Genomic DNA, 19,229 nt, shown 5'->3' with positions numbered 1-19,229 from the left:
TTCCGCCGCCATGAGCGAAGCCCACCGCCGCCCCAAGCAGCCCCAGCTGATCCGCGACCGCCTGATCGCCGCCACCATCGACCTGCTGGTCGAGGAAGGCATTGGCGCGGTCACGCTCAACGCCGTCGCGGCCCGCGCCGGCGTGTCCAAGGGGGGCCTGCAACACCACTTTTCGAGCAAGCAGGAACTGCTGCAGGCGCTGTCGAGCGAGGTGCTCGACCATTTCAAGCGCCAGGTGGAGACCGTGGCGGCGTCTGATACCGAACCGCACGGCCGCCATACGCGCGCCTACCTGCGCGCGTCGGCCGACGGCTTTGTCGAGGCCGGCGAGCGCGAGCTGTGGAAGGCCGCGATGATGCTGGTCATGGCCCGCCCCGAATTCCGCATGCCCTACCAGGCATGGGAGGCCGCGTCGCTGCAGCATGACGCCGCCGGGTGCGACGATGCCACGCGGCTGCTGCTGTGCCGGCTGGCCGCCGACGGCCTGTGGCTGGCCGACCTGCTCGGCCATCGCTCGATCGATCCCACACAACGCGCGGCGCTGGTGCGCCAACTCGAACAGATGACCCGCCCGCGCCCGGCAACAGAACAAGCATGACGCCCCAAGACATTCCGGCATCGGATCTCGATGCCGCGCTGGAACGCGCCCGCGACGCCCTGCTGGACCTGCAGCAGCCCGACGGCCACTGGTGTTTCGAACTTGAATCGGACGCCACGATCACGGCCGAATACATCCTGATGATGCATTTCGTCGACGAGATCGACACCGCGCTGCAGGCCCGCATGGCGCGCTACCTGCGCGCGCTGCAGCGGCGCGACCGGCACGGTGCGTGGGACCTGTACTACGGCGGCGATGTCGACGTGTCGTGCAGCGTCAAGGCGTACTTTGCGCTGAAGGCCGCCGGCGATTCGCCTGACGCTCCGCACATGGTGCAGGCGCGCGACGCCATCCTGGCGCACGGGGGCGCGGCGAAATCCAACGTCTTCACGCGCATTCTGCTGGCCACGTTCGGCGAGGTGCCGTGGCGCGCCACGCCGTTCATGCCCGTGGAGTTCGTGCTGTTCCCGCGCTGGGCGCCGATCCACATGGACAAGGTGGCGTACTGGGCGCGGACCACGATGGTGCCGCTGCTGGTGCTGTGCTCGATGCGGGCGCGCGCCAGGAATCCGCTCGGCATCCACGTGCAGGAACTGTTCGTCACGCCGCCCGAGCTGGAGACCGAGTACTTTCCGCGCAAGCGCGGCCTGCAGGGCCTGTTCCTGAAGCTCGACCGCGTGGTGCGCCACGTGGAACCGCTGATCCCGCGCGCGCTGCGCCGCAAGGCCATCGAGCGGGCGGTGCGCTGGAGCGAGGAGCGGATGAACGGCGAGGACGGCTTCGGCGGCATCTTCCCGCCCATGGTCTACGCCTACGAGATGATGGTGCTGATGGGCTATGCCAAGGACCATCCGATGCGGCGCGACTGCATGGACGCGCTGAAAAAGCTGGTGGTGCATCGCGACGACGGCGTGTCGTACTGCCAGCCCTGCCTCTCGCCGGTCTGGGACACCGCGTGGAGCCTGATGGCGCTGGAACAGGCGCCGGCCAGCCCGCGCTCGGCCGAGGCCATCGCGCGCGGCTACGACTGGATGACCGCGCGCCAGGTGCTGGACCTGACCGGCGACTGGCAGCACAACGCCGCGCCGGGCACCCGGCCGGGCGGCTGGGCGTTCCAGTACGAGAACCCCTACTACCCCGACATCGACGATACGGCGGTGGTGCTGGCCATGCTGCACGCGCACGGCCAGCGCACGGGCCAGGCGGAACGGTTCCAGCCGCACGTGGACCGCGCGCTGGACTGGTCGATCGGCCTGCAGTCGAAGAACGGCGGCTTTGGCGCGTTCGACGCCGACTGCGACCGCGACTACCTGAACGCCATCCCGTTCGCCGACCACGGCGCCCTGCTGGACCCGCCGACCGAGGACGTGTCCGGCCGCATGCTGCTGGCCATGGGCGTGACCCGCCGCCCGCAGGACGCCACGGCGCGCGACCGCTGCATCGGCTACCTGCGCGACACCCAGCAGCCCGACGGTAGCTGGTGGGGCCGCTGGGGCACCAACTATATCTATGGCACGTGGAGCGTACTGGCCGGCCTGGCGCTGGCCGGCGTCGACCGCAAGCTGCCGATGGTGCGCAAGGCGGTGGACTGGCTGCGCGGCAAGCAACTGGCCGACGGCGGCTGGGGCGAGACGAACGACAGCTACCTGCATCCCGAACTGGCCGGCACGCACGCGGCCGGCAGCACGGCCGAACATACCGCCTGGGCGCTGCTGGGCCAGCTTGCGCTGGGCGAGCATGAATCCGATTCGGTGAAACGCGGCGTGGCATGGCTGGTGCGCAACCAGGGCGACGACGGCTTCTGGACGCACCCGTTCCACAACGCCCCGGGCTTCCCGCGCATCTTCCACCTGAAGTACCACGGCTACACGGCGTACTTCCCGCTGTGGGCGCTGGGTCGGTACCGACGGCTGGCCGGCAGGCGGCCGGCAGAAGCCACCCGTCCGGCAACGGTGCCGGAGCGGGAACTGGCCTGAGGGGCTGGGAGAAAGAAAATGGGGCGCCGGAGCGCCCCATTTTTCCATAGCGCCCGCCATGGGCGCCCTTCCATTCGCGTCAGGCTGGCACCTGCGTACCCGCCCTCTGCTCGTCCGCGTATCGCTGTTTCGCGGCCGCCACGTGGTTGGAGAACACCGGTCTCAGTACCGTGAACGCCAGGAACGCGGCCATCAGGTCCATCGTCGCCACGGTGTAGAGCACAGTGGACCATGTGCCCGTGGCCTCCATCATCAGGTTGCCGATTGGCACGAACAGCGCGCCGATCCCCTTCGCGGTATAGAGCACCCCGTAGATCTTGCCGATGTGCTTGGTGCCGAACGCGTCGCCGGCCAGTGCCGAGAACAGCGAATACACCTCGCCCCACGCCAGGAACACCAGCCCCGACAGGATCAGGAACGCGTACGGGTTGCTGCCGAAGTAGCCCAGCGCGATGATCCCGATGCCTTCGAGCGAGAACGCGATCACCATCGTCTTCTCTCGGCCGATGTTGTCGGAAATCCATCCGAACAACGGTCGGGAGATGCCGTTCATCACGCGGTCGAGCATCAGCGCCAGCGGCAGCGCGGCCATCGTGAAGAAGTACAGGTTGACCTTGAACTCCTTGACGCCGAGGTCCTTGGCAATCACGCCCAGTTGCGCCACGGCCATCATGCCGCCCGTCACCACCAGCACGAACATCACCAGCATCAGCCAGAACAGCTTGGTGCGCAGCGCTTCGCCGAGCGTGTAGTCGCGCGTGGACTGGTAGATCTTGCTGGACGCCTTCACCTCGTTCGCCTGCGGCGCGCGCAGGAACCACGCGGCCAGGAACGCCAGCGAGCCCTGCAGGATGCCGAAGAACATGAACGTGTGCTGGAAGCCCTGCGACTCGATCATCGCCGCGATCGGCAGGATCGTGGCCGCCGAGCCCGCGCCGTAGCCGCCGGCCGTCAGACCCACGGCCAGGCCGCGGCGGTCCGGGAACCACTTGATGGCGTTGTTGATACAGGTGGCGTAGATCGACCCCACGCCCAGCCCGCCCACGGCGGCGCCGACGTAGAAGCCCATCAGCGTGGTGGCCTGCGAATTGATCACCCAGGCGAAGCCGATGAATAGTGCGCCAAACGCCACCATCAGGCGGGGCCCGAATTTATCGATGAAATACCCTTCGATTGGCGCCAGCCAGGTCTGCACCAGCACGAAGATCGTAAAGGCGATCTGGATATTGGCGCGTGACCAGCCGAATGTGTCCTGGATTTCCGGCACGAACAATGTCCAGGCGTACTGGATATTGGCCGTGGCGATCATGCAGACCACGCCGACCAGGAGCTGCAGCCAGCGGCGGCGTTCCGAAACCTGCGGATTGGGGCGCATGGCCCCCGACGTTGCGTAAGTCATTGCGCGCTCCCTGTAATCGAATGGCCTGCCTTTGTGGGAAATGTCGTTCGATACACCGGCACCGTGCGTTCGAACCTTAATGCGGTCGTGTGCATTTGCGTGTCTCCTGTGTCATCGTTATTTTTGTTGTTGTGCTTATGGATTTGCTTGAAATGCTGCGCAGGACCGCCATTGCCCGATTACGAGTTGGTACCGAAGCGCGCCAGAACTGTTGCCCGGTGGTGGATCCCAGGCACCGCACCAACGTGTTATTCGTATCCCATATCAAACCTCCGACATATTGAAAAACGCCGAATGAATTACAGATTTGTAATGTTCGACGTAATGTTCGCGTAATCGTGAGCCGCGATAGGTATAAGGTATGTGATATGCCAGGTTAGTCAAGATAAAGGCTGGGCAGGGTTTTCACCATGCCGGGAGCGATTGATGCGGGGGAAAGATCAACCATTTGCCATTAATAATCGCGGGGAATGCATGGATTATCGACGGGCAAAAAAAAGCCCGCAGGCTAGCACAAGCGGGCGGAGGCGTGGAGCGTGACACCAGTTCGCAACACGTAGGCATATTTATAGGTGAAGTTTTGCGGCGCGAAAGGTATATGCAGGGTTTTCGCCAACCATTAATGCATTACATTTTTGTCAGAATTCAAATAGGCGCGGGAAAATAACCCGTTTGCAGTACCCGCCCGCCACAGGCCAACCCGAATGGCCAGGGCGTCACAAATCGTGGTGCCGTATGTCTGTGTTGTTCGCGCAACGTATTCACCCCGCGTGATATGCCCATTTATTTGACAGACGCGTCAGCTTTCTGTTAATAATAATGATTCTCATTTGTGACAATAGTTAGCTGCATGGCTCGCCGGAGACCGCTCACGGGGCTGCGTGTAGTCGACCCACGACGGGCTAGATCATGAGTACGCCAGGCTCCCTCTTTCCTTCGACCATCGAGTCGCTCTATTGCGACCACCATGCATGGCTCAAGGGCTGGCTGCAACGGCGGCTGGGCAGCGCCGAGCAGGCGGCCGACCTGGCCCACGACACCTTCGTCCGGCTGCTGCACAGCGAACGCGTGCCGGCCCGTCTGGACGAACCGCGCGCCTACCTGACGACGGTGGCGCGCAACCTCGTCTCCAACCACTGGCGCCGCGAGCAACTGGAGCGCGCGTATCTGGAAGCGCTGGCCCTGGCGCCGCGCGACGTCGAACTCTCGCCGGAAGACCGCGCGATCCTGTTCGAAACCCTGCTGGAACTCGATCAGTTGCTCGACGGCCTGCCACCGCTGGTGCGGCAGGCGTTCCTGCTGTCGCAGCTCGACGGCCACACGCACGCCCAGGTGGCCGAAGCCCTGGGCATCTCGATTCCCACCGTCAAGCGCTACGTCGTCAAGGGGCTGCAGCAATGCTACTTTGCCGACCTGTCGTTCGTGAGCTGACCGGTGCCCGCCTCTTCCTGGTACCGGGCGACCGCCGACGCGGCGACGATTCCCCCGCACGTGGCCGAGCGCGCGCTTGAATGGCTGGTGGAACTGCAGGCCGACCCCGTCTCGCCGCAGGTGCGGCAGGCGTGGTTGCGCTGGCGCGCCGAACATCCCGATCATGAACGCGCGTGGCAGCGCATTGAATCCGTGCGTGGCCGGCTGGCGCCGCTGTCCGCGCCGCAAACGGCCGGGCTGGCGCGCGCCGCCCTGGCCACGCCACGCCCGAAGCCACGCCGCCAGGCCATGAAGACGCTGGCTGTGCTGGCCTTTGCCGGCGGGCTCACGTGGACGGGCCGCGAGCATACGCCCTGGCGCCAGTGGATGGCCGACCACCGCACCGCCGTGGGCGAGCGGCGGACCGTGGTGCTGGCCGATGGCACCCGGCTGCAGCTCAATACCGATACCGCCGTGGACGTGCGCTTCGACGCCACCGCGCGCCGCGTGCGCCTGCTGGCCGGCGAAATCCTCGTCACCACGGCAAGGGACCCGCAGGCCGCGCCGCGTCCGTTTTTCGTCGAGACCGCCCACGGCAGCGCCCACGCGCTGGGTACGCGCTACGCCGTGCGGCAGGACGATGCCGACACCGAAGTCTGCGTGTTCGAAGGCGCCGTCGAGATCCGCCCGCACGCGGCGCCCGACCGGCCGCGCGTGCTGCAGGCCGGCGCCTGCGCGCGCTACAGCGTGGAGGCAATCGGCGCGCCCTTCCCCGCCGAAGCGGCGCGCATCGCGTGGGCCGACGGCTTCATCGTCGCGCGCAGCATGCGGCTGGATGCCTTCATCGCCGAACTGCGGCGCTACAGCCGTGCCGCGCTGTCGTGCGATCCGGCCATCGCCGGCGTGCGCGTGAGCGGGTCGTTCCCGCTCGACGACCTCGGCAAGGTGCTGCAGACGCTGGCCAGCACGCTGAACCTGCGCAAGGAAACCACCACGCGGCTCTGGGGCCAGGACGAGATCCGCCTGGTACCGGCGCCGCGGGCCTGACTGCCGTGCTGTCGCACCGATTGCAAAAAAATGCGCTGGACCTGATCCGTTTTCGAAACTCGCGGGTCAAGGAGGGCAAGAACGTCATTTCACCTCCTATTCGAAAGGTCTGATCATGGGTCCGGTCCCGGCGCGCCAGCGTCCATCCAATCGTGTTTTCCGCCGCAAGCTGCTGACGACGCTGGTCGGCCGCGTCGCCTTTGGCGCCGTGGTGGCCGCGCCCGCGCTGTCCGTGCCGATGGCGGCGCACGCCCAGGCCGCCGCGCGCGCCTACAGCATCCCGGCGGGCTCGCTGGAAGACGCGCTGAGCCGCTTTGGCCGCGATGCCGGCATCATGCTGTCGTTCAAGCCCGAAATCACGGCCGGGCGCCAGAGCGCCGGCCTGCAAGGCACCTACACCCCGCGCGCCGGCCTGGACGCGCTGCTGGCCAACACCGGCCTGGAAGTGGCGCAGCAAGCCAACGGCAGCTACCTGATCAACGGCCCGGCCGGCGGCGGCACGGCCGATGGCGCCCGCACGCTGCCGGTGGTCACCGTATCGGCGGCCGGCGCCCATGAGCTGCCCGGCGCCTACGCCGGCGGCCAGGTGGCGCGCGGCGGCGGCCTGGGCGTGCTCGGCACGTCCGACGTGATGGACCAGCCGTTCAGCACCACCAACTACACCAGCGACATCATCGAGAACACGCAGGCACGCACGCTGGCCGACGTGGTCATCAACGACGCCTCGGTGCGCACGCTGACGTCACGCGGCGGCTTTGGCGAGGACTTCCAGATTCGCGGCTACACCGTGGCCAGCGGCGACGTGGGCCTGAACGGCCTGTACGGCATGGCATCGTCCAGCCGCATGCCGGCCGCCATCATGGAGCGGGTGGAGGTGCTCAAGGGCCCCGGCACGCTGATGTACGGCATCGGCCCCAACGGCAGCATCGGCGGCGCCATCAACGTGGTGACCAAGCGCGCGGGCGACGAGCCGCTGACCCGCCTGACCACCACCTACGAGAGCAAGTCGCTGTTCGGCGTGCAGGCCGACGTGGGCCGCCGCTTTGGCGAGAACAAGGAATGGGGCGTGCGCGTCAACGGCGTGTTCCGGGGCGGCGATACCACGCTCGACGACGGCCGCCAGAAACAGGGCGTGGGCGCGCTGGCGCTGGACTATCGCGGCAAGAAGCTGCGCTGGTCGCTGGACACGTACACCCAGCACGAAGGCACCGACAACTTCCGCCCGCAGATCGGCTTCCAGGCCGGCGTGACGAAGATTCCGGACGCGCCGTCGGGCCACCGCAACTTCTACCCCGGCACCGAGCTGTGGCTGCACGACACGGCCGTGATGTCGCGGCTGGAATACGACATCCTGCCGAACCTGACCGTCTACGCGGCCGGCGGCTACCGCGACGGGTCGGCCTACCAGACCTTCCCGCTGGGCCCGGCCAACACGCAGGGCAACTTCAACGTCACGAACGCGTTCTACGACTCGTACAGCAAGACCTGGACGGCCGACGTGGGCGCGCGCACGTCGTTCAGCACGTTCGGCATCGGCCACACGGTCACGGCCAGCTTCTCGCGGCTGGAGCAGAAGCTGGGCAACGCCTACGTGCCGTCGTCGGCACCGGCCCAGGCGTCGAACCTCTACAACCCCGTGCCGCTGACGCCGGTGGTGGGCACCCGCATCGACGCCACCAAGGCATCCGAATCGGCGCTCACGAGCTTCACGCTGACCGATACGCTGGCCATGTTCGACGACCGCCTGCTGCTGACCGGCGGCCTGCGCCACCAGCGCGTGGGGCTGGACAACTTCAGCACCACCACGGGCGCCCGACAGTCCAGCTACGACGAAAGCGCGGTGTCGCCGCTGGCGGGCATCGTGATCAAGCCGGTGAAGAACGTGTCGCTGTACGGCAACTTCACCTCGGGCCTGTCGCGCGGCGGCGTGGCGCCCACCACGGCCGCCAACGCGGGCCAGGTCTTTCCGCCGTACAAGTCCAACCAGTACGAGGGCGGCGTGAAGGTGGACTGGGGCACGGTCACCACGACGGTGTCGGCCTTCCAGATCGAGCGCCCAAGCGCCATCACCGACCCCGCCACCAACCTCTACAGCTTCGACGGCGAGCAGCGCAACCGCGGCATCGAGCTGTCGGCCTATGGCGAAGTGGTGCGCGGCCTGCGCCTGATGGCCAGCGCCACGTTCTACGACGCCAAGCTGACGCAGACCGCCGGCGGCGTGAACGACGGCAACAAGGCCAACGGCGTGCCGAACAACGCGTTTAACCTGGGCGCCGACTGGGACGTGCCCTGGGTGCCGGGCCTGAGCGTCAACGGGCGGATCATCCACACGTCGTCGCTGTACTTCAACGCAACCAACACGCTGAGTATGCCGAGCTGGACCCGCTACGACATCGGTGCCCGCTATCGCACCAAGGTCATGGGCAAGTCGGTGGTGTTCCGTGCCAACATCGAAAACCTGTTCAACTCGAACTACTGGCTCGTGAGCGGCACTTACGCTACTGTTGCGGCACCGCGCACGGTCTTCCTGTCCGCGCAGTTCGATTTCTGACCCAACACGACGAGGCCCTATGCACCCGCGCATTACCGTAGCTGCTGCCCTGCTTGCCCTGACCGGCGCCACTCAGGCGCACCAGATCTGGATCGAACAGCCGGCCGGGCAGCCGGCCACCATCCGCTTCGGCGAATTCGGCGAGAACCTGCGCGAAGTCTCGCCGGGGCTGCTGGACAAGTTCGTGGCGCCCACGGCCACGCTGATCTCGGCCAGCGGCGAGAAAACCGCCACCGCCAGCAAGACCGGCAACGGCCTGCAACTGCCGTTCACGCTGGGCGAGCGCGACGCGCTGGTGGCCGAGGACGCCCGCTACCCGCTCTACACGGGCAAGCGCGCCGACAAGGAATTCACGAACCGCTACCATCCGGCCGCGCGCTGGGTGTCCGACTTCGCCGCCCAGCCGCCCCGGCTGACGCTGGATCTGGTGCCGGCCGGCCAGCCGGGCGCGTTCAAGGCGTACTACCAGGGCAAGCCGCTGCCCAAGGCCAAGGTCGCGCTGGTCACGCAGTCGGGGTGGGCCAAGGAAGGCCGCACCGACGAGCAGGGCCTGGTGACGTTCGACATGCCGTGGAAGGGCATGTACGTGGCCGAGCTGCAGCACAACGACCCGGCCGGCGGCGAGCGCCAGGGCACCAACGGCGTGGAAAAGTACACGGCGGCCAGCTACGTCACGTCGGTGACCTACGTGAAGCGCGACGGCATCGACCCGATCCCGGCCGGCCCGGCGGCCACGCCGAACAAGTAAGCCGCCCGGCCTGCTTTCGTCTGCTGCCGGCGGTTGGGTGTCTGGCTGCTGCGCGGTGTCGCGATGGGGAACGCCGGCCCTCTCCCCCACCCCTCTCCCGCGCGCGGGAGAGGGGAGCGCATAACCACGTCACGCGCCTTGCGGCAGCGCGCGTCCGTCTACCGGCCTGCTACCGTCCCTTCACCGTCTCCACCGCGTCCAGGATCACCTTCGCCACGTCGGCCGGGCGCGATTGCTGGGGGACGTGGCTGGTCGGCAGCGTGGTGACCTTGGCATCGATCCGCTTGGCCATTGCGCGCTCCAGGTCGGGCGGGATCATCCGGTCGTTGGCGCTGACGATGTACCACGACGGCCGGGTGGCCCACGCCGCCACGGTCGTTTTCTCGCCGAACGCCTTGGCCTGGATCGGCCCCTGCGTGGCTGCCATCACGCGCGCCTGCGCCGCGGGCACGTCCTGCGCAAAGTCGCTGGCCACGGCCTCGGGCGGCAGCGACAGGTAGCCGTCCTTGTCGGCCACGAGCTTGCCGATGCCCGGCGCGGGCGGGAACGCCTTGCCGGCTTCCTCGGTGGACTGCCCGGCCTCGGGCGCGAACGCGGCCACGTAGACCAGCGCCGATACCTTGTCGTTGGCGCCCGCCTCCGTAATGACCGTGCCGCCCCAGGAATGGCCCACCAGCACCACCTTGCCGGGCTGGTTGTCGATCGCCCGGCGCGTGGCCGCCACGTCGCCCGCCAGCGATTCCAGCCCGTTCTGCACCGCCTGCACCTTCACGCCGCGCGCCTGCAGCAGCGGGATCACCTTGGCCCAGTCCGAGCCATCGGCAAACGCGCCGTGGACGATGACGACGGTGGGCGTCTGCGCCTTGTCGGCAGCCTGCGCCGCGGGTGCGGCGGAGACCGCCGACGCCGCGCCCAGACCCAGGGCAGCCACCGCCAGCGATGCAATCGTTCGTTTCAACATGGGATCTCTCCAGATTCACTATTGGGTGAAGGCCGGCATGGAGCGCGCCTGCCACGCGACGGCCAATGCCGCGCACGCGGTAGCCACGGCGAGCATCGCCGCGGCCAGCGTCAGCCCCTGGAGCGCACCGGGCGGCAGCGACGAGAACGCGGCCCTCGCCATCTGCAACGCAATATTCCATTTCGACATGGGTGGCTCCTGCCTGACCGTGGTTTGGCGGCGCCCCGCGCGCCGGCCATGGAGCCTATTGGAAGGGATGGACGTATCGCGCCCGTGTGCCGCACCCGGCCGTTGCGTGTGCCGACGTATCGCCGGTCCGCGCGGATACAGAACGGTACAAACCGGGCGCCGGCACCGGCCGGCCAGACCTCAGATGCGCCGGGCCTGCGCGCGCAGCCCGGCAAAGACGCGCTCGGCCACGTCGGCGGGAAAGCCGGCGGGCAGTTCGCTGGCCGTGGCGTCGATGGCCGGCGCCACGGCGTCCTTCAGGCCGGCCAGGATGGCCTCGACCTCGTCGGCGGGCAGCCCCACCCGGCGCCCCTGCTCCAGCCAGTGCCGACGCAGGATCTGCGCCACGCGATAGTGGTTCTGGCTGCCGCGTACCGCCATGGCCAGCCGCGCCTTCTGCGGAGCCAACTGGTTGGCGCCGCTGCCCATGATCGGATACGCGGAGAGCACGTCGTAGAGCGGCGTGGACCAGTAGCGGCCGCCGGGCCCGATCGACAGGCTGAAGTTCTTGGCATGGCCGTCCGTGGCGGCCAGCAGCCAGAACAGGATCTGCGCGGTGAAGAACTGCTGCCGGTCATGGCCCGGCGTCTCGGACCCGGCCAGCACCGCCATGATGTCGGCGATGCCCGGCCCGCCGTCGGCCTGGTACTTCGACAGCGGCGACAGGCCCAGCGCCTGGCAGAAATCCTCCTGCGGCAGGCGGATGATCCAGCTCCCATCGGGTGCCAGCCGGCGGTCGAAGCGCGTCACGGCCAGCACCTTCTGGTCCTCGAACGTGGCGATGGCGCAATCGGCCACCGCCAGCCCGAAATGCCGCACCAGCCGCGCGCACAGCCATTCGTTCTCCACCGACGTGCGCATGTCGGCCCGCATGTTGCCCACCAGCCCCAGCGGCAGCTTGAGGATGTGCGTGGTTGGCGTGCTGCCGTGGGGCAGCAGCCAGCGGCCTTCGTGATACAGCAGCGCGGTCTTTTCCTGCGCGCCGGCGATCGACAGGCGCAGGTCGCTGTCGTCGTCGTGCTGGCCCAGCGGCACGCTGCGCGTGGCGTCGCGCAGCAGCCGGGCGATGGCGGCGTCGTCCAGCGGCGTGCCGTCGATGCTGCGCAGGTGCTCGGGCGCCGCATCGGCTGGCAGCAGTTGCAGCGCGCCGACGCAATCGCGGCCCAGCGCGGCCAGCAGCTCGAACGGCCCCGTGCCCTGCGTGCGGTGCCGCTGGGCCAGCCGGCGGCGGATGGCGTCGCTGTCGGGCAGCAGGTTGTCGAAATAGTCGGTCACCACCCGGCCACGGTACGGCAGCGCGTCGGAGCGGAACGGCAGCGACAGCGATAGCGGCCGGCCCTGGCTGCTGGCCATCCAGTCAGCGTCGTAGGCGAAGGACTCGCCGTCCGGGCCGTGCTCCCAGATGCCGGTCAGCCAGCCGTTCATCCACACGCCCAGCCGGCGCCGCAGCGCGCGTCGACCCATTTACCAGTCCTCCCCCGGCGCCGTCCGGGGCTTGCGCGAACGGGCCGGCCTGGCTGTCTTGGCGGCGGGCGGGGTTTTCGGGGCGTTGGCTTTCGGGGCTTTCGACGCCTTGGCCGCCGTCCCGGCATCGATCTGGCCGCGCGGCGTCAGGGCCAGGTCCACCTCCAGTGCCTGCAGCGCCGCCAGCACGCGTGCCATGCTGGCCCGGCCGGGATTGGCTTCCAGCCGCGCGTAGCTCTGCTGGCTGACGCCCAGCCGCGCGGCCAGTTCGGCCTGGGTCAGGCCGCGCGCCTTGCGAAACCCCTGCAGCACGGGGCTGAGCTGGCTCAGGATGCGGATCGGGTAGGTCGTGGACATGGCGGGACAGGATGGATGGGGGCGGCCGACATCGTATCGGTTGTAAAGGCGTTTTACACCGTAAACGTTGTATTGGCAATTTACAACGTATCGGTTGTAAGACGACGATACAACCGATAGGTTGTACGGGTTGGCGCGCCGGGCGCCGCCGGTCGCCTCGTGGCCCGGTGCCGTGCTACAGTCGCGGCCGATGGCGTCCGACCGATCCGAACCCGAACCGCCGCCCATGCCAGAGCGCCCAGAGCCCACCAAGACCCCGGCGATGAACGTCAAGACCGCCTTGCGCGTGATCGAGATCATCGAGACCTTCGCGCGCGAGCGTCGCGCGCTGTCGCTGTCCGAACTGGCCCGCCTGCTGGCGGTGCCCGCGTCGAGCTGCCTGGCGCTGATCCGCACGCTGACCTCGCTCGGCTACCTCTACGAAACCGCGCGCCGCCAGGGCTACTACCCCACCGGCCGCCTGCTGGCGATGGCCCAGCAGATCGCCCGGCACGACCCCGTGCTGGACCGCGTGCACGGCACCATGAGCGAACTGCGCGATGCCACCGGCGAAACCATCGTCATCGGCAAGCTCCACGAAGGCACGGCGGTGGTCTATCTGGACGTGCTGGAGTCCCCGCACGCCATCCGCTACATCGCCACGGCCGGCGAGCGGCGCGAGTTGCATGCCAACTCCATCGGCAAGGCGCTGCTGGCCGCGATGGACGACGGCGAGCGCGCGGCGCTGCTGCCCCGCCTGACGTTCCAGCATTTCACGCCGCGCACGCTGACCACGCCGGACGCGCTCGAAGCAGACCTGCGCCTGGCGCGCGAGCGCGGCGCCTATGTCAATCTCAGTGAATCGATGCCCGACGTGGGCGCGTTGGCGTGGCCGGTGCGGCTGTCCGGCGAGTGCTACGCGATCTCGATTGCCGGGCCGGTGTACCGGATCGAGCCGCATCTGGACCGCTACGCCGCCATCCTGCGCGCGGCCTGCGCGTCGCTGGAAAAGACCTGAACCGGCCGGCGGCCGGGGCGTTCAGTCGACCGTTTCGCGCGCATCCAGCCGCCAGCCCGTGGCCTGCGGCAACTCCAGTTCGTCGACCAGCGTGGCAGCCGCCAGCGCCAGCACGGCGTTCTTGCGCTGCCAAGTCAGCCCGTTGGCCTGTTCCAGCGGCGCCGGCACGGCCTGCACCACGTGACCCACCATCGTCTGGAACAGGTTGCCGCCATGGCACTTGATCCACGCTTCCTTGAGCGTCCAGAGCTGGAAGAACGCGAGCATGCGCGCATCGTCGTCGCCGCGCGCCAGCAGCGCCGGCAGCGCGGCCCGCTCGGCCTCGGTCGTGGTGGCCTCGATCAGCGTGTCGAGATGCTTGCGCGGCTGCAGTTCCTCGATGTCGACACCGACAGGCATGTCCGACACCGCGCACGCCAGATGGTCGCCCGAGTGGGCAATCGACACGAACACCGGCGTGCCCACCATCCCGCCCGTGTGCGTGGCCAGCGGCGGCGCATCCTCGGCCGCCGACAGCGCCCATTCGGACGCATCCCCGCCAAACGTCACCGCCAGCAGCCGGCGCGCCAGCCAGCGCCCGGCGGCAAACTGCTCCGCGCGCTGCTGCGCCCGCATCTCGGCCAGCCGCGCCAGTTCCTCCGGCGACATCCATCGGCTGACAGGCGGCGCCATGGCGGCAAAGGCCATGACCGATCCGGTGCGCAGGGCGAGCGGCATGGCTTTGGTCTCTCTGGGCGGCGAGGCTGGGGGCGCCGTGCGTTACTGCGCCACGCGGGCGAAGGTGCCCTTGAGCGCCACGCCCACCACCACGGCGCCGGCATGGCATTCGTAGTCGGTGGCGTTCGCGTTGGTGTCCTTCCTGTAGTAGCTGACCATGTCGATCACGGCGTTGGCGCCGAGCGTCCTGGCCTTGTCCTGGAACGAGATCAGCGCCGACAACGCGGCCCATCGGCAGGCATCCTCGTCGCTCTTGCCCACGCCGTTGGTCTTGCGGTTCGATACGTCGCTGTCCTTCTTCTCCAGCACGGTCGGCGTGGGCGCTCCCGCCAGGTAGAACTTCACCGAGCCGTCGAGCTTTTCCTTGGCCTCGGGCATGTTGAGCACGTCTGCCAGCGGCAGCATGTACTTGGTATCGCGCGCCGCGGCGGGCGTCGAAAGCAGCGAAGCAGCACAGGCCACGGCGGCCAGCGGGAGAGCGAATTTCATTGATCTTCCTTTTTCTGGTTGTGGATCAGGTGAAACAACTGCCGTACGGATGACTTGACTGCTGCCACTGGCGGGGCCCGCCCACCTTCAATCGGTCCAGCGGCGGAATACCAGCGAGGTGTTGATGCCGCCGAACGCGAAATTGTTGCTCATCACATGATCGGTGTCGATCCGGCGGCCCTCGCCCATGATGTAGTCGAGGGGCGCGCAGCGCGGATCGGGCTCCGACAGGTTGATCGTCGGCGCGAACCACCCGTCGCGCATCATCTCGATCGACATCCACGCCTCAAGCGCCCCGCAGGCGCCGAGCGTATGCCCCATGTAGCTCTTGAGCGAGCTGACCGGCACGCGGGCGCCCAGCACCTCGTGCGTGGCATGCGATTCGGCCACGTCGCCGTGGTCGGTTGCCGTGCCATGCGCGTTGACGTAGCCGATGGCCTCGGGCGACAGGCTGGCGTCTTCCAGCGCGAGCCGGATGGCATCGGCCATGGTCCGCGCCTGCGGCTGGGTGACGTGCGCGCCGTCGCTGTTGGTGCCGTAGCCGACGATCTCCGCCAGAATCCGCGCGCCGCGCGCCCGCGCATGCTCCAGCTCTTCCAGGACCAGCGTGCCGGCGCCCTCGCCAAGCACCAGGCCGTCGCGGTTCACATCGAACGGCCGGGGCGTGGTTTCCGGCGCATCGTTGCGCGTGCTCGTGGCAAACAGCGTGTCGAAGACCGCCGCTTCGGTCGCGTCCAGTTCTTCCGCGCCGCCCGCCAGCATCAACGTCTGACGGCCCGCGCGAATGGTCTCGAACGCGTACCCGATGCCGTGACTGCCCGACGTGCACGCGCTCGACGTGGTCAGGATGCGGCCCGTGATGCCGAAGAAGACGCCAATATTGACGGCCGTGGTGTGGGGCATCATGCGGATGTACGTGGTCGCGCTGATGTCCTCGGTGGTTCGGTCGACCATCATGCGGGCAAAATCCTGCACCGCCGCCGGCGAGCCGGTCGACGAACCATAGGCCACGCCCATGCGGCCACCGGTCACCAGCGGGCTGCCCGTCAGGCCGGCATCGGCCAGCGCGGCCTCGCTGGCCATCACGGCCATCAGCGACACGCGTCCCATCGACCGCGTCAGCTTGCGCGTGTAGTGCGACGGCGGCGTGAAAGCGGGCACGGGCGCGCCCAGCCACGTGTTCAGGCCGCGGATGTCCTCCCAATCCGGCATGCGGACCACGGCACTGCGCCCGCCGGCCAGGCGTTGGCGCACCGTGGCCCAGTCATTGCCCAAGGCGCTGATCGCCCCGGCGCCGGTTACGACGACCCGCTTCATCCGAACATCCCCCCGTTCACCGAAATCACCTGCCGTGTAATGTACCCGGCATCCGGCGACAGCAGGAAAGCCACCGTGGCGGCCACCTCGTCCGGCGTTCCCATCCGCCGGGCGGGGATCATTTTCAGCGCCTCCTCCAGCACATGCGCGTCCACCATCTCGGTGTCGATCAAGCCCGGCGCCACGCAGTTCACCGTGATCTGGCGCTTGGCCAGTTCGATCGCCAGCGCCTTGCTGGCGCCGATGATGCCGGCCTTGGCGGCGCTGTAGTTGGTCTGGCCCCGGTTGCCGACCAGCCCCGATACCGAAGACAGCGTGACAATACGGCCGGGCTGCCGCCGCTGCACCATCGGCATGACCAGCGGATTCAGCACGTTGTAGAACGCGTCGAGGTTGGTGTGCACGACGTCGTCCCATTCCTCGCCCGTCATGGCGGGAAATGCCGCGTCGCGGGCAATGCCGGCGTTGCACACCACCCCGTAGTAGCAGCCGTGCTTCTCGACGTCCGCCAGCAGCACTTCCGCCGTGGCGTCGCGCTGCGCGATGTCGAAGGCGAGCACGCGCGCGTTGCGGCCGAATGCGCGCACGGCATCGGCCACGGACTCCGCTTCGTCGCGGCGCGAGCGGTAATGCACCACCAGGTCGTAACCGTCGCGCGCCAGGCGCAATGCGATGGCGCGGCCAATGCCCCGCGAGGATCCCGTGACCAGCACGGTCTTGTTCGTCATGCTTGCTGCCCCTGGAGAAAAGCCTCCGCATCCCCAGGCTGGAACACGGAAACGTTGGCGCGGGCCACTTCACGGCCATCCAGCGCCAGTGTGCAGGCGAACATGCCCAGGCCGTTGTTGCCCACCAGTTCGGCCTGCACGGAAATCGTCAGTACGCCGCCGACCGGGAATGCGGCCACGTCGCACGCGTAGCGGCGCGACCCGAGCAGAAAGCCGATGCCGGGCGCCCGCCCCGCCGCACGGTCCTTCACCCCGGCCCATGCCGCGATCGTCTGCGCCATGTATTCGATGCCGACCCAGCCAGGCATGCCGTCGTCGGCCACGAACAACTGCGTGGGACGCACCGTGGCGCGCGCCACGCAGTGTTCCGCATCCGCCTCGACCAGTTCGTCGATCAGGCGCATGGCCCCGGCATGGGGCACCACCTCGGCCACCGGGGGCAACGGTATATGCGATATCGGTTCGGTTGTCGCCATCTTTACCCCTCCGCCAGCACCAGCACGCTGTTGCTGCCGCCAAACGCAAACGAATTGCTCATCACATGGCGCGCCGGCCGGCCCAGCGATTCGTCCGCACCCACCACATGCAGGGCCGGAAGCGTGGCGTCGGCCGCGCCATCCCACCAGTGCGCGGGCAGGCGCCCTTGCGGATTGTCGGTCAAGGTCAGGAACATCAGCGCGGCTTCCACCGCGCCGGCCGCCCCCCAGCGTGTGGCCGGTCTGCGGCTTGGTGGAACTGACGGGCACGTCGGCGCCAAGCAGGTCCATCACGGCGCGGGACTCCATCGCGTCATTCTGTTCGGTCGCCGTGCCATGCAGGTTCAGGTAGTCGATATCGGCGGCCCGCAGGCCCGCGCGGTGCAGCGCCTGCGCCATGGCCGTCCGTGCGCCCAGCCCGTCCGGATGGGGCGCCGACATGTGATGCGCATCCGAAGTCTCGCCCCAGCCGGCCAGGCGCACCGGCCCGGCTTCACGCGACATCAGGAACAATGCCGCCCCTTCGCCGAGGTTGATGCCATGGCGATGGGCGGACAACGGATTGCAGCGCTCCGCGCTGATCGATTCCAGCGAACGGAACCCGGCAATCGTGAAGGCGCAGAGCGTGTCCACGCCGCCGGCAATGGCGACGTCGACCACGCCCTGCTCCAGCAGCCGGCCCGCCGCCGCCAGCGCCTTGGCACTGGAAGAACAGGCCGTGGAAATGGTATAGGCCGGCCCGGCCACCCCCAACGCCAGGGCGAGATACTGCGCCGGCGACCCCAGTTCCTGCTGGCCGTAGTGGAACGCCGCCGGCCACTGGCCGGTCTGCTGCCGTGCCCGTACGGCTGTCTCGCCGTCGCTGATGCCCGACGTGCTGGTGCCGAGCACGATTGCCACCCGCGTCGGGCCCACGCGCGCGGCGGCTGCGTCCACGGCCGGCCGCAGCGCTGCCAGCGTACGGTCCAGCAGCGCGTTGTTGCGACTGAACAGCGCCGGCGGGACGCCTTCGGGCAGGTCGGACGCCGCAATCGGTTCGCGTACCGTCCCCAGGTGCAGCGGTGTGCCCGGCGTATAGCGGTCGGTGGTTTCGCCACCCGACGGCCCGTCGGTCCGCCAGAGCGCCCCGCGCACCGCATCGTTGCCGCTGCCGAGCGCGCAGATCACGTTCATCGCATTGAGATAGACCGTCATCGCGCGCCTCCTGTCTCCTGCAGCGTCCGAATCGTCAGCCGGTAGCCGTCGCGATGCTGTACGAACAGCGTGGTTCGGGCATCGGGATAACGGATTTCCGCGACGACCTCGTCACCGGCGCGCAACTGGCGCAACCCTGGCGAGGCATCCACCCGCCAGCCAGCGGGCAGCGCGGCCTGGATGGCCGGCACGGGCCACAGCGACAGTTGCAGATCACTGAGGATACGCTCGGGCAGCAGCTCCTGGGGCGCCCACGGCGCGCGCGTGACGCGCAGGTCGCGCCCGTCCCAGTCGAGCCGTGCCAGCACCTGCCCGCCCGCCACGGCGGCAAGCCGCGTGTGCTGTGCATCGGCCTCAAGCAAGGCCACGATGTCGCGCGTCTGTTCGCCTTGGGGCGACGGGTACTGCACGGTGATCTGCTGCTGCAGTTGCAGCGTCCGGCCCAGCGATGCAGGCGGCAGCCGCAGCAACGGTACCGCTTCGGCGGACAGTGTGCGGGCCGGCGGCTCCACGGCACGCGGCGCGGACGCGCAGCCGGCCAGCGCGAGCGTCCCCGCCAGTGCCACCCCTGC

General features: G+C 68.4%; 17 protein-coding genes and 2 pseudogenes. 7 read left to right on the top strand and 12 right to left on the bottom strand.

Annotation, left to right across the window (positions count from 1 at the left end):
* The first annotated feature begins 10 nt into the window (after positions 1-10).
* Entirely contained in the window at positions 11-598 is a 588-nt protein-coding gene (locus EPAKOI_RS18970; RefSeq protein ID WP_124685219.1) for a TetR/AcrR family transcriptional regulator, read from the top strand.
* Positions 595-2,574, top strand: a complete 1,980-nt coding sequence (gene shc, locus EPAKOI_RS18965) for a squalene--hopene cyclase (RefSeq protein ID WP_423194291.1) — start codon at positions 595-597, stop codon at positions 2,572-2,574. Before EPAKOI_RS18970 ends, shc begins: the two co-directional genes overlap by 4 nt.
* Positions 2,575-2,653: 79 nt before the next feature.
* Here shc and oxlT read toward each other — a convergent pair whose 3' ends face one another.
* A complete protein-coding gene (gene oxlT / locus EPAKOI_RS18960; RefSeq protein ID WP_124685221.1) occupies positions 2,654-3,973 on the bottom strand; it encodes an oxalate/formate MFS antiporter in 1,320 nt (439 codons plus the stop codon).
* A 909-nt stretch (positions 3,974-4,882) separates the two neighbouring features.
* On the opposite strand from oxlT, the gene EPAKOI_RS18955 reads away from it, so the two are divergent.
* The 4 genes from EPAKOI_RS18955 (at position 4,883) to EPAKOI_RS18940 (ending at position 9,729) form a co-directional block, all read left to right on the top strand.
* Positions 4,883-5,404 carry a sigma-70 family RNA polymerase sigma factor gene (locus tag EPAKOI_RS18955; protein WP_124685222.1) on the top strand — a complete coding sequence of 174 codons (522 nt, stop codon included), beginning with the start codon at positions 4,883-4,885 and terminating at the stop codon, positions 5,402-5,404.
* Between the two features lie 3 nt (positions 5,405-5,407).
* Complete coding sequence (locus tag EPAKOI_RS18950) at positions 5,408-6,430, top strand: FecR domain-containing protein (protein WP_423194290.1); 1,023 nt, start codon at positions 5,408-5,410, stop codon at positions 6,428-6,430.
* 115 nt (positions 6,431-6,545) lie between these two features.
* The gene (locus EPAKOI_RS18945; protein ID WP_423194289.1) at positions 6,546-8,981 is read left to right on the top strand and encodes a TonB-dependent siderophore receptor; all 2,436 of its coding nucleotides are present in this window, start codon (positions 6,546-6,548) and stop codon (positions 8,979-8,981) included.
* Positions 8,982-9,000: 19 nt separating this feature from the next.
* A complete protein-coding gene (locus EPAKOI_RS18940; protein ID WP_423194288.1) occupies positions 9,001-9,729 on the top strand; it encodes a DUF4198 domain-containing protein in 729 nt (242 codons plus the stop codon).
* Between the two features lie 169 nt (positions 9,730-9,898).
* On the opposite strand, the gene EPAKOI_RS18935 is transcribed toward EPAKOI_RS18940, so the two are convergent.
* The 4 genes from EPAKOI_RS18935 to EPAKOI_RS18920 form a co-directional block, all read right to left on the bottom strand.
* Positions 9,899-10,690, bottom strand: a complete 792-nt coding sequence (locus EPAKOI_RS18935; protein ID WP_423194287.1) for an alpha/beta fold hydrolase — start codon at positions 10,688-10,690, stop codon at positions 9,899-9,901.
* Positions 10,691-10,708: 18 nt separating this feature from the next.
* Positions 10,709-10,879, bottom strand: coding sequence for a hypothetical protein (locus EPAKOI_RS18930; protein WP_423194286.1), 171 nt, complete (start codon positions 10,877-10,879; stop codon positions 10,709-10,711).
* A 180-nt stretch (positions 10,880-11,059) separates the two neighbouring features.
* Positions 11,060-12,382, bottom strand: coding sequence for a type II toxin-antitoxin system HipA family toxin (locus EPAKOI_RS18925; RefSeq protein ID WP_423194285.1), 1,323 nt, complete (start codon positions 12,380-12,382; stop codon positions 11,060-11,062).
* Complete coding sequence (locus EPAKOI_RS18920) at positions 12,383-12,739, bottom strand: helix-turn-helix transcriptional regulator (protein ID WP_313836860.1); 357 nt, start codon at positions 12,737-12,739, stop codon at positions 12,383-12,385.
* A 262-nt stretch (positions 12,740-13,001) separates the two neighbouring features.
* Here EPAKOI_RS18920 and EPAKOI_RS18915 point away from each other — a divergent pair, with 262 nt between their 5' ends.
* A complete protein-coding gene (locus EPAKOI_RS18915) occupies positions 13,002-13,736 on the top strand; it encodes an IclR family transcriptional regulator (RefSeq protein ID WP_423194539.1) in 735 nt (244 codons plus the stop codon).
* Positions 13,737-13,757: 21 nt separating this feature from the next.
* On the opposite strand, the gene EPAKOI_RS18910 is transcribed toward EPAKOI_RS18915, so the two are convergent.
* From EPAKOI_RS18910 to EPAKOI_RS18880, 7 genes and pseudogenes are all read right to left on the bottom strand, one after another.
* The gene (locus EPAKOI_RS18910) at positions 13,758-14,453 is read right to left on the bottom strand and encodes a 4'-phosphopantetheinyl transferase family protein (protein ID WP_124685228.1); all 696 of its coding nucleotides are present in this window, start codon (positions 14,451-14,453) and stop codon (positions 13,758-13,760) included.
* Positions 14,454-14,495: 42 nt separating this feature from the next.
* On the bottom strand, positions 14,496-14,942 hold the full coding sequence (locus tag EPAKOI_RS18905; protein WP_124685229.1) for an excinuclease ATPase subunit: 447 nt from the start codon (positions 14,940-14,942) through the stop codon (positions 14,496-14,498).
* Between the two features lie 87 nt (positions 14,943-15,029).
* Complete coding sequence (locus EPAKOI_RS18900; RefSeq protein ID WP_423194284.1) at positions 15,030-16,259, bottom strand: beta-ketoacyl-ACP synthase; 1,230 nt, start codon at positions 16,257-16,259, stop codon at positions 15,030-15,032.
* Positions 16,256-16,987 carry a 3-oxoacyl-ACP reductase FabG gene (gene fabG, locus EPAKOI_RS18895; RefSeq protein WP_423194283.1) on the bottom strand — a complete coding sequence of 244 codons (732 nt, stop codon included), beginning with the start codon at positions 16,985-16,987 and terminating at the stop codon, positions 16,256-16,258. The genes EPAKOI_RS18900 and fabG overlap by 4 nt, the downstream gene beginning before the upstream one ends.
* Positions 16,984-17,364: pseudogene (locus tag EPAKOI_RS18890) on the bottom strand (hypothetical protein); the annotation flags it as partial. The gene fabG and the pseudogene EPAKOI_RS18890, both read right to left, overlap by 4 nt.
* Positions 17,365-17,465: 101 nt before the next feature.
* Positions 17,466-18,657: pseudogene (locus EPAKOI_RS18885) on the bottom strand (beta-ketoacyl-ACP synthase).
* A complete protein-coding gene (locus EPAKOI_RS18880; protein WP_423194282.1) occupies positions 18,654-19,223 on the bottom strand; it encodes a DUF3261 domain-containing protein in 570 nt (189 codons plus the stop codon). Before EPAKOI_RS18880 ends, EPAKOI_RS18885 begins: the two are co-directional and overlap by 4 nt.
* Positions 19,224-19,229: the final 6 nt, after the last annotated feature.

Origin of the sequence: Cupriavidus sp. H18C2, from assembly GCF_049393795.1 — a bacterium.
In the GTDB taxonomy this organism is placed as follows: domain Bacteria; phylum Pseudomonadota; class Gammaproteobacteria; order Burkholderiales; family Burkholderiaceae; genus Cupriavidus; species Cupriavidus pauculus_C.
The sequence above is the reverse complement of the archived record's forward strand: the minus strand, read 5'-3'. Positions and strand labels throughout refer to the sequence as shown.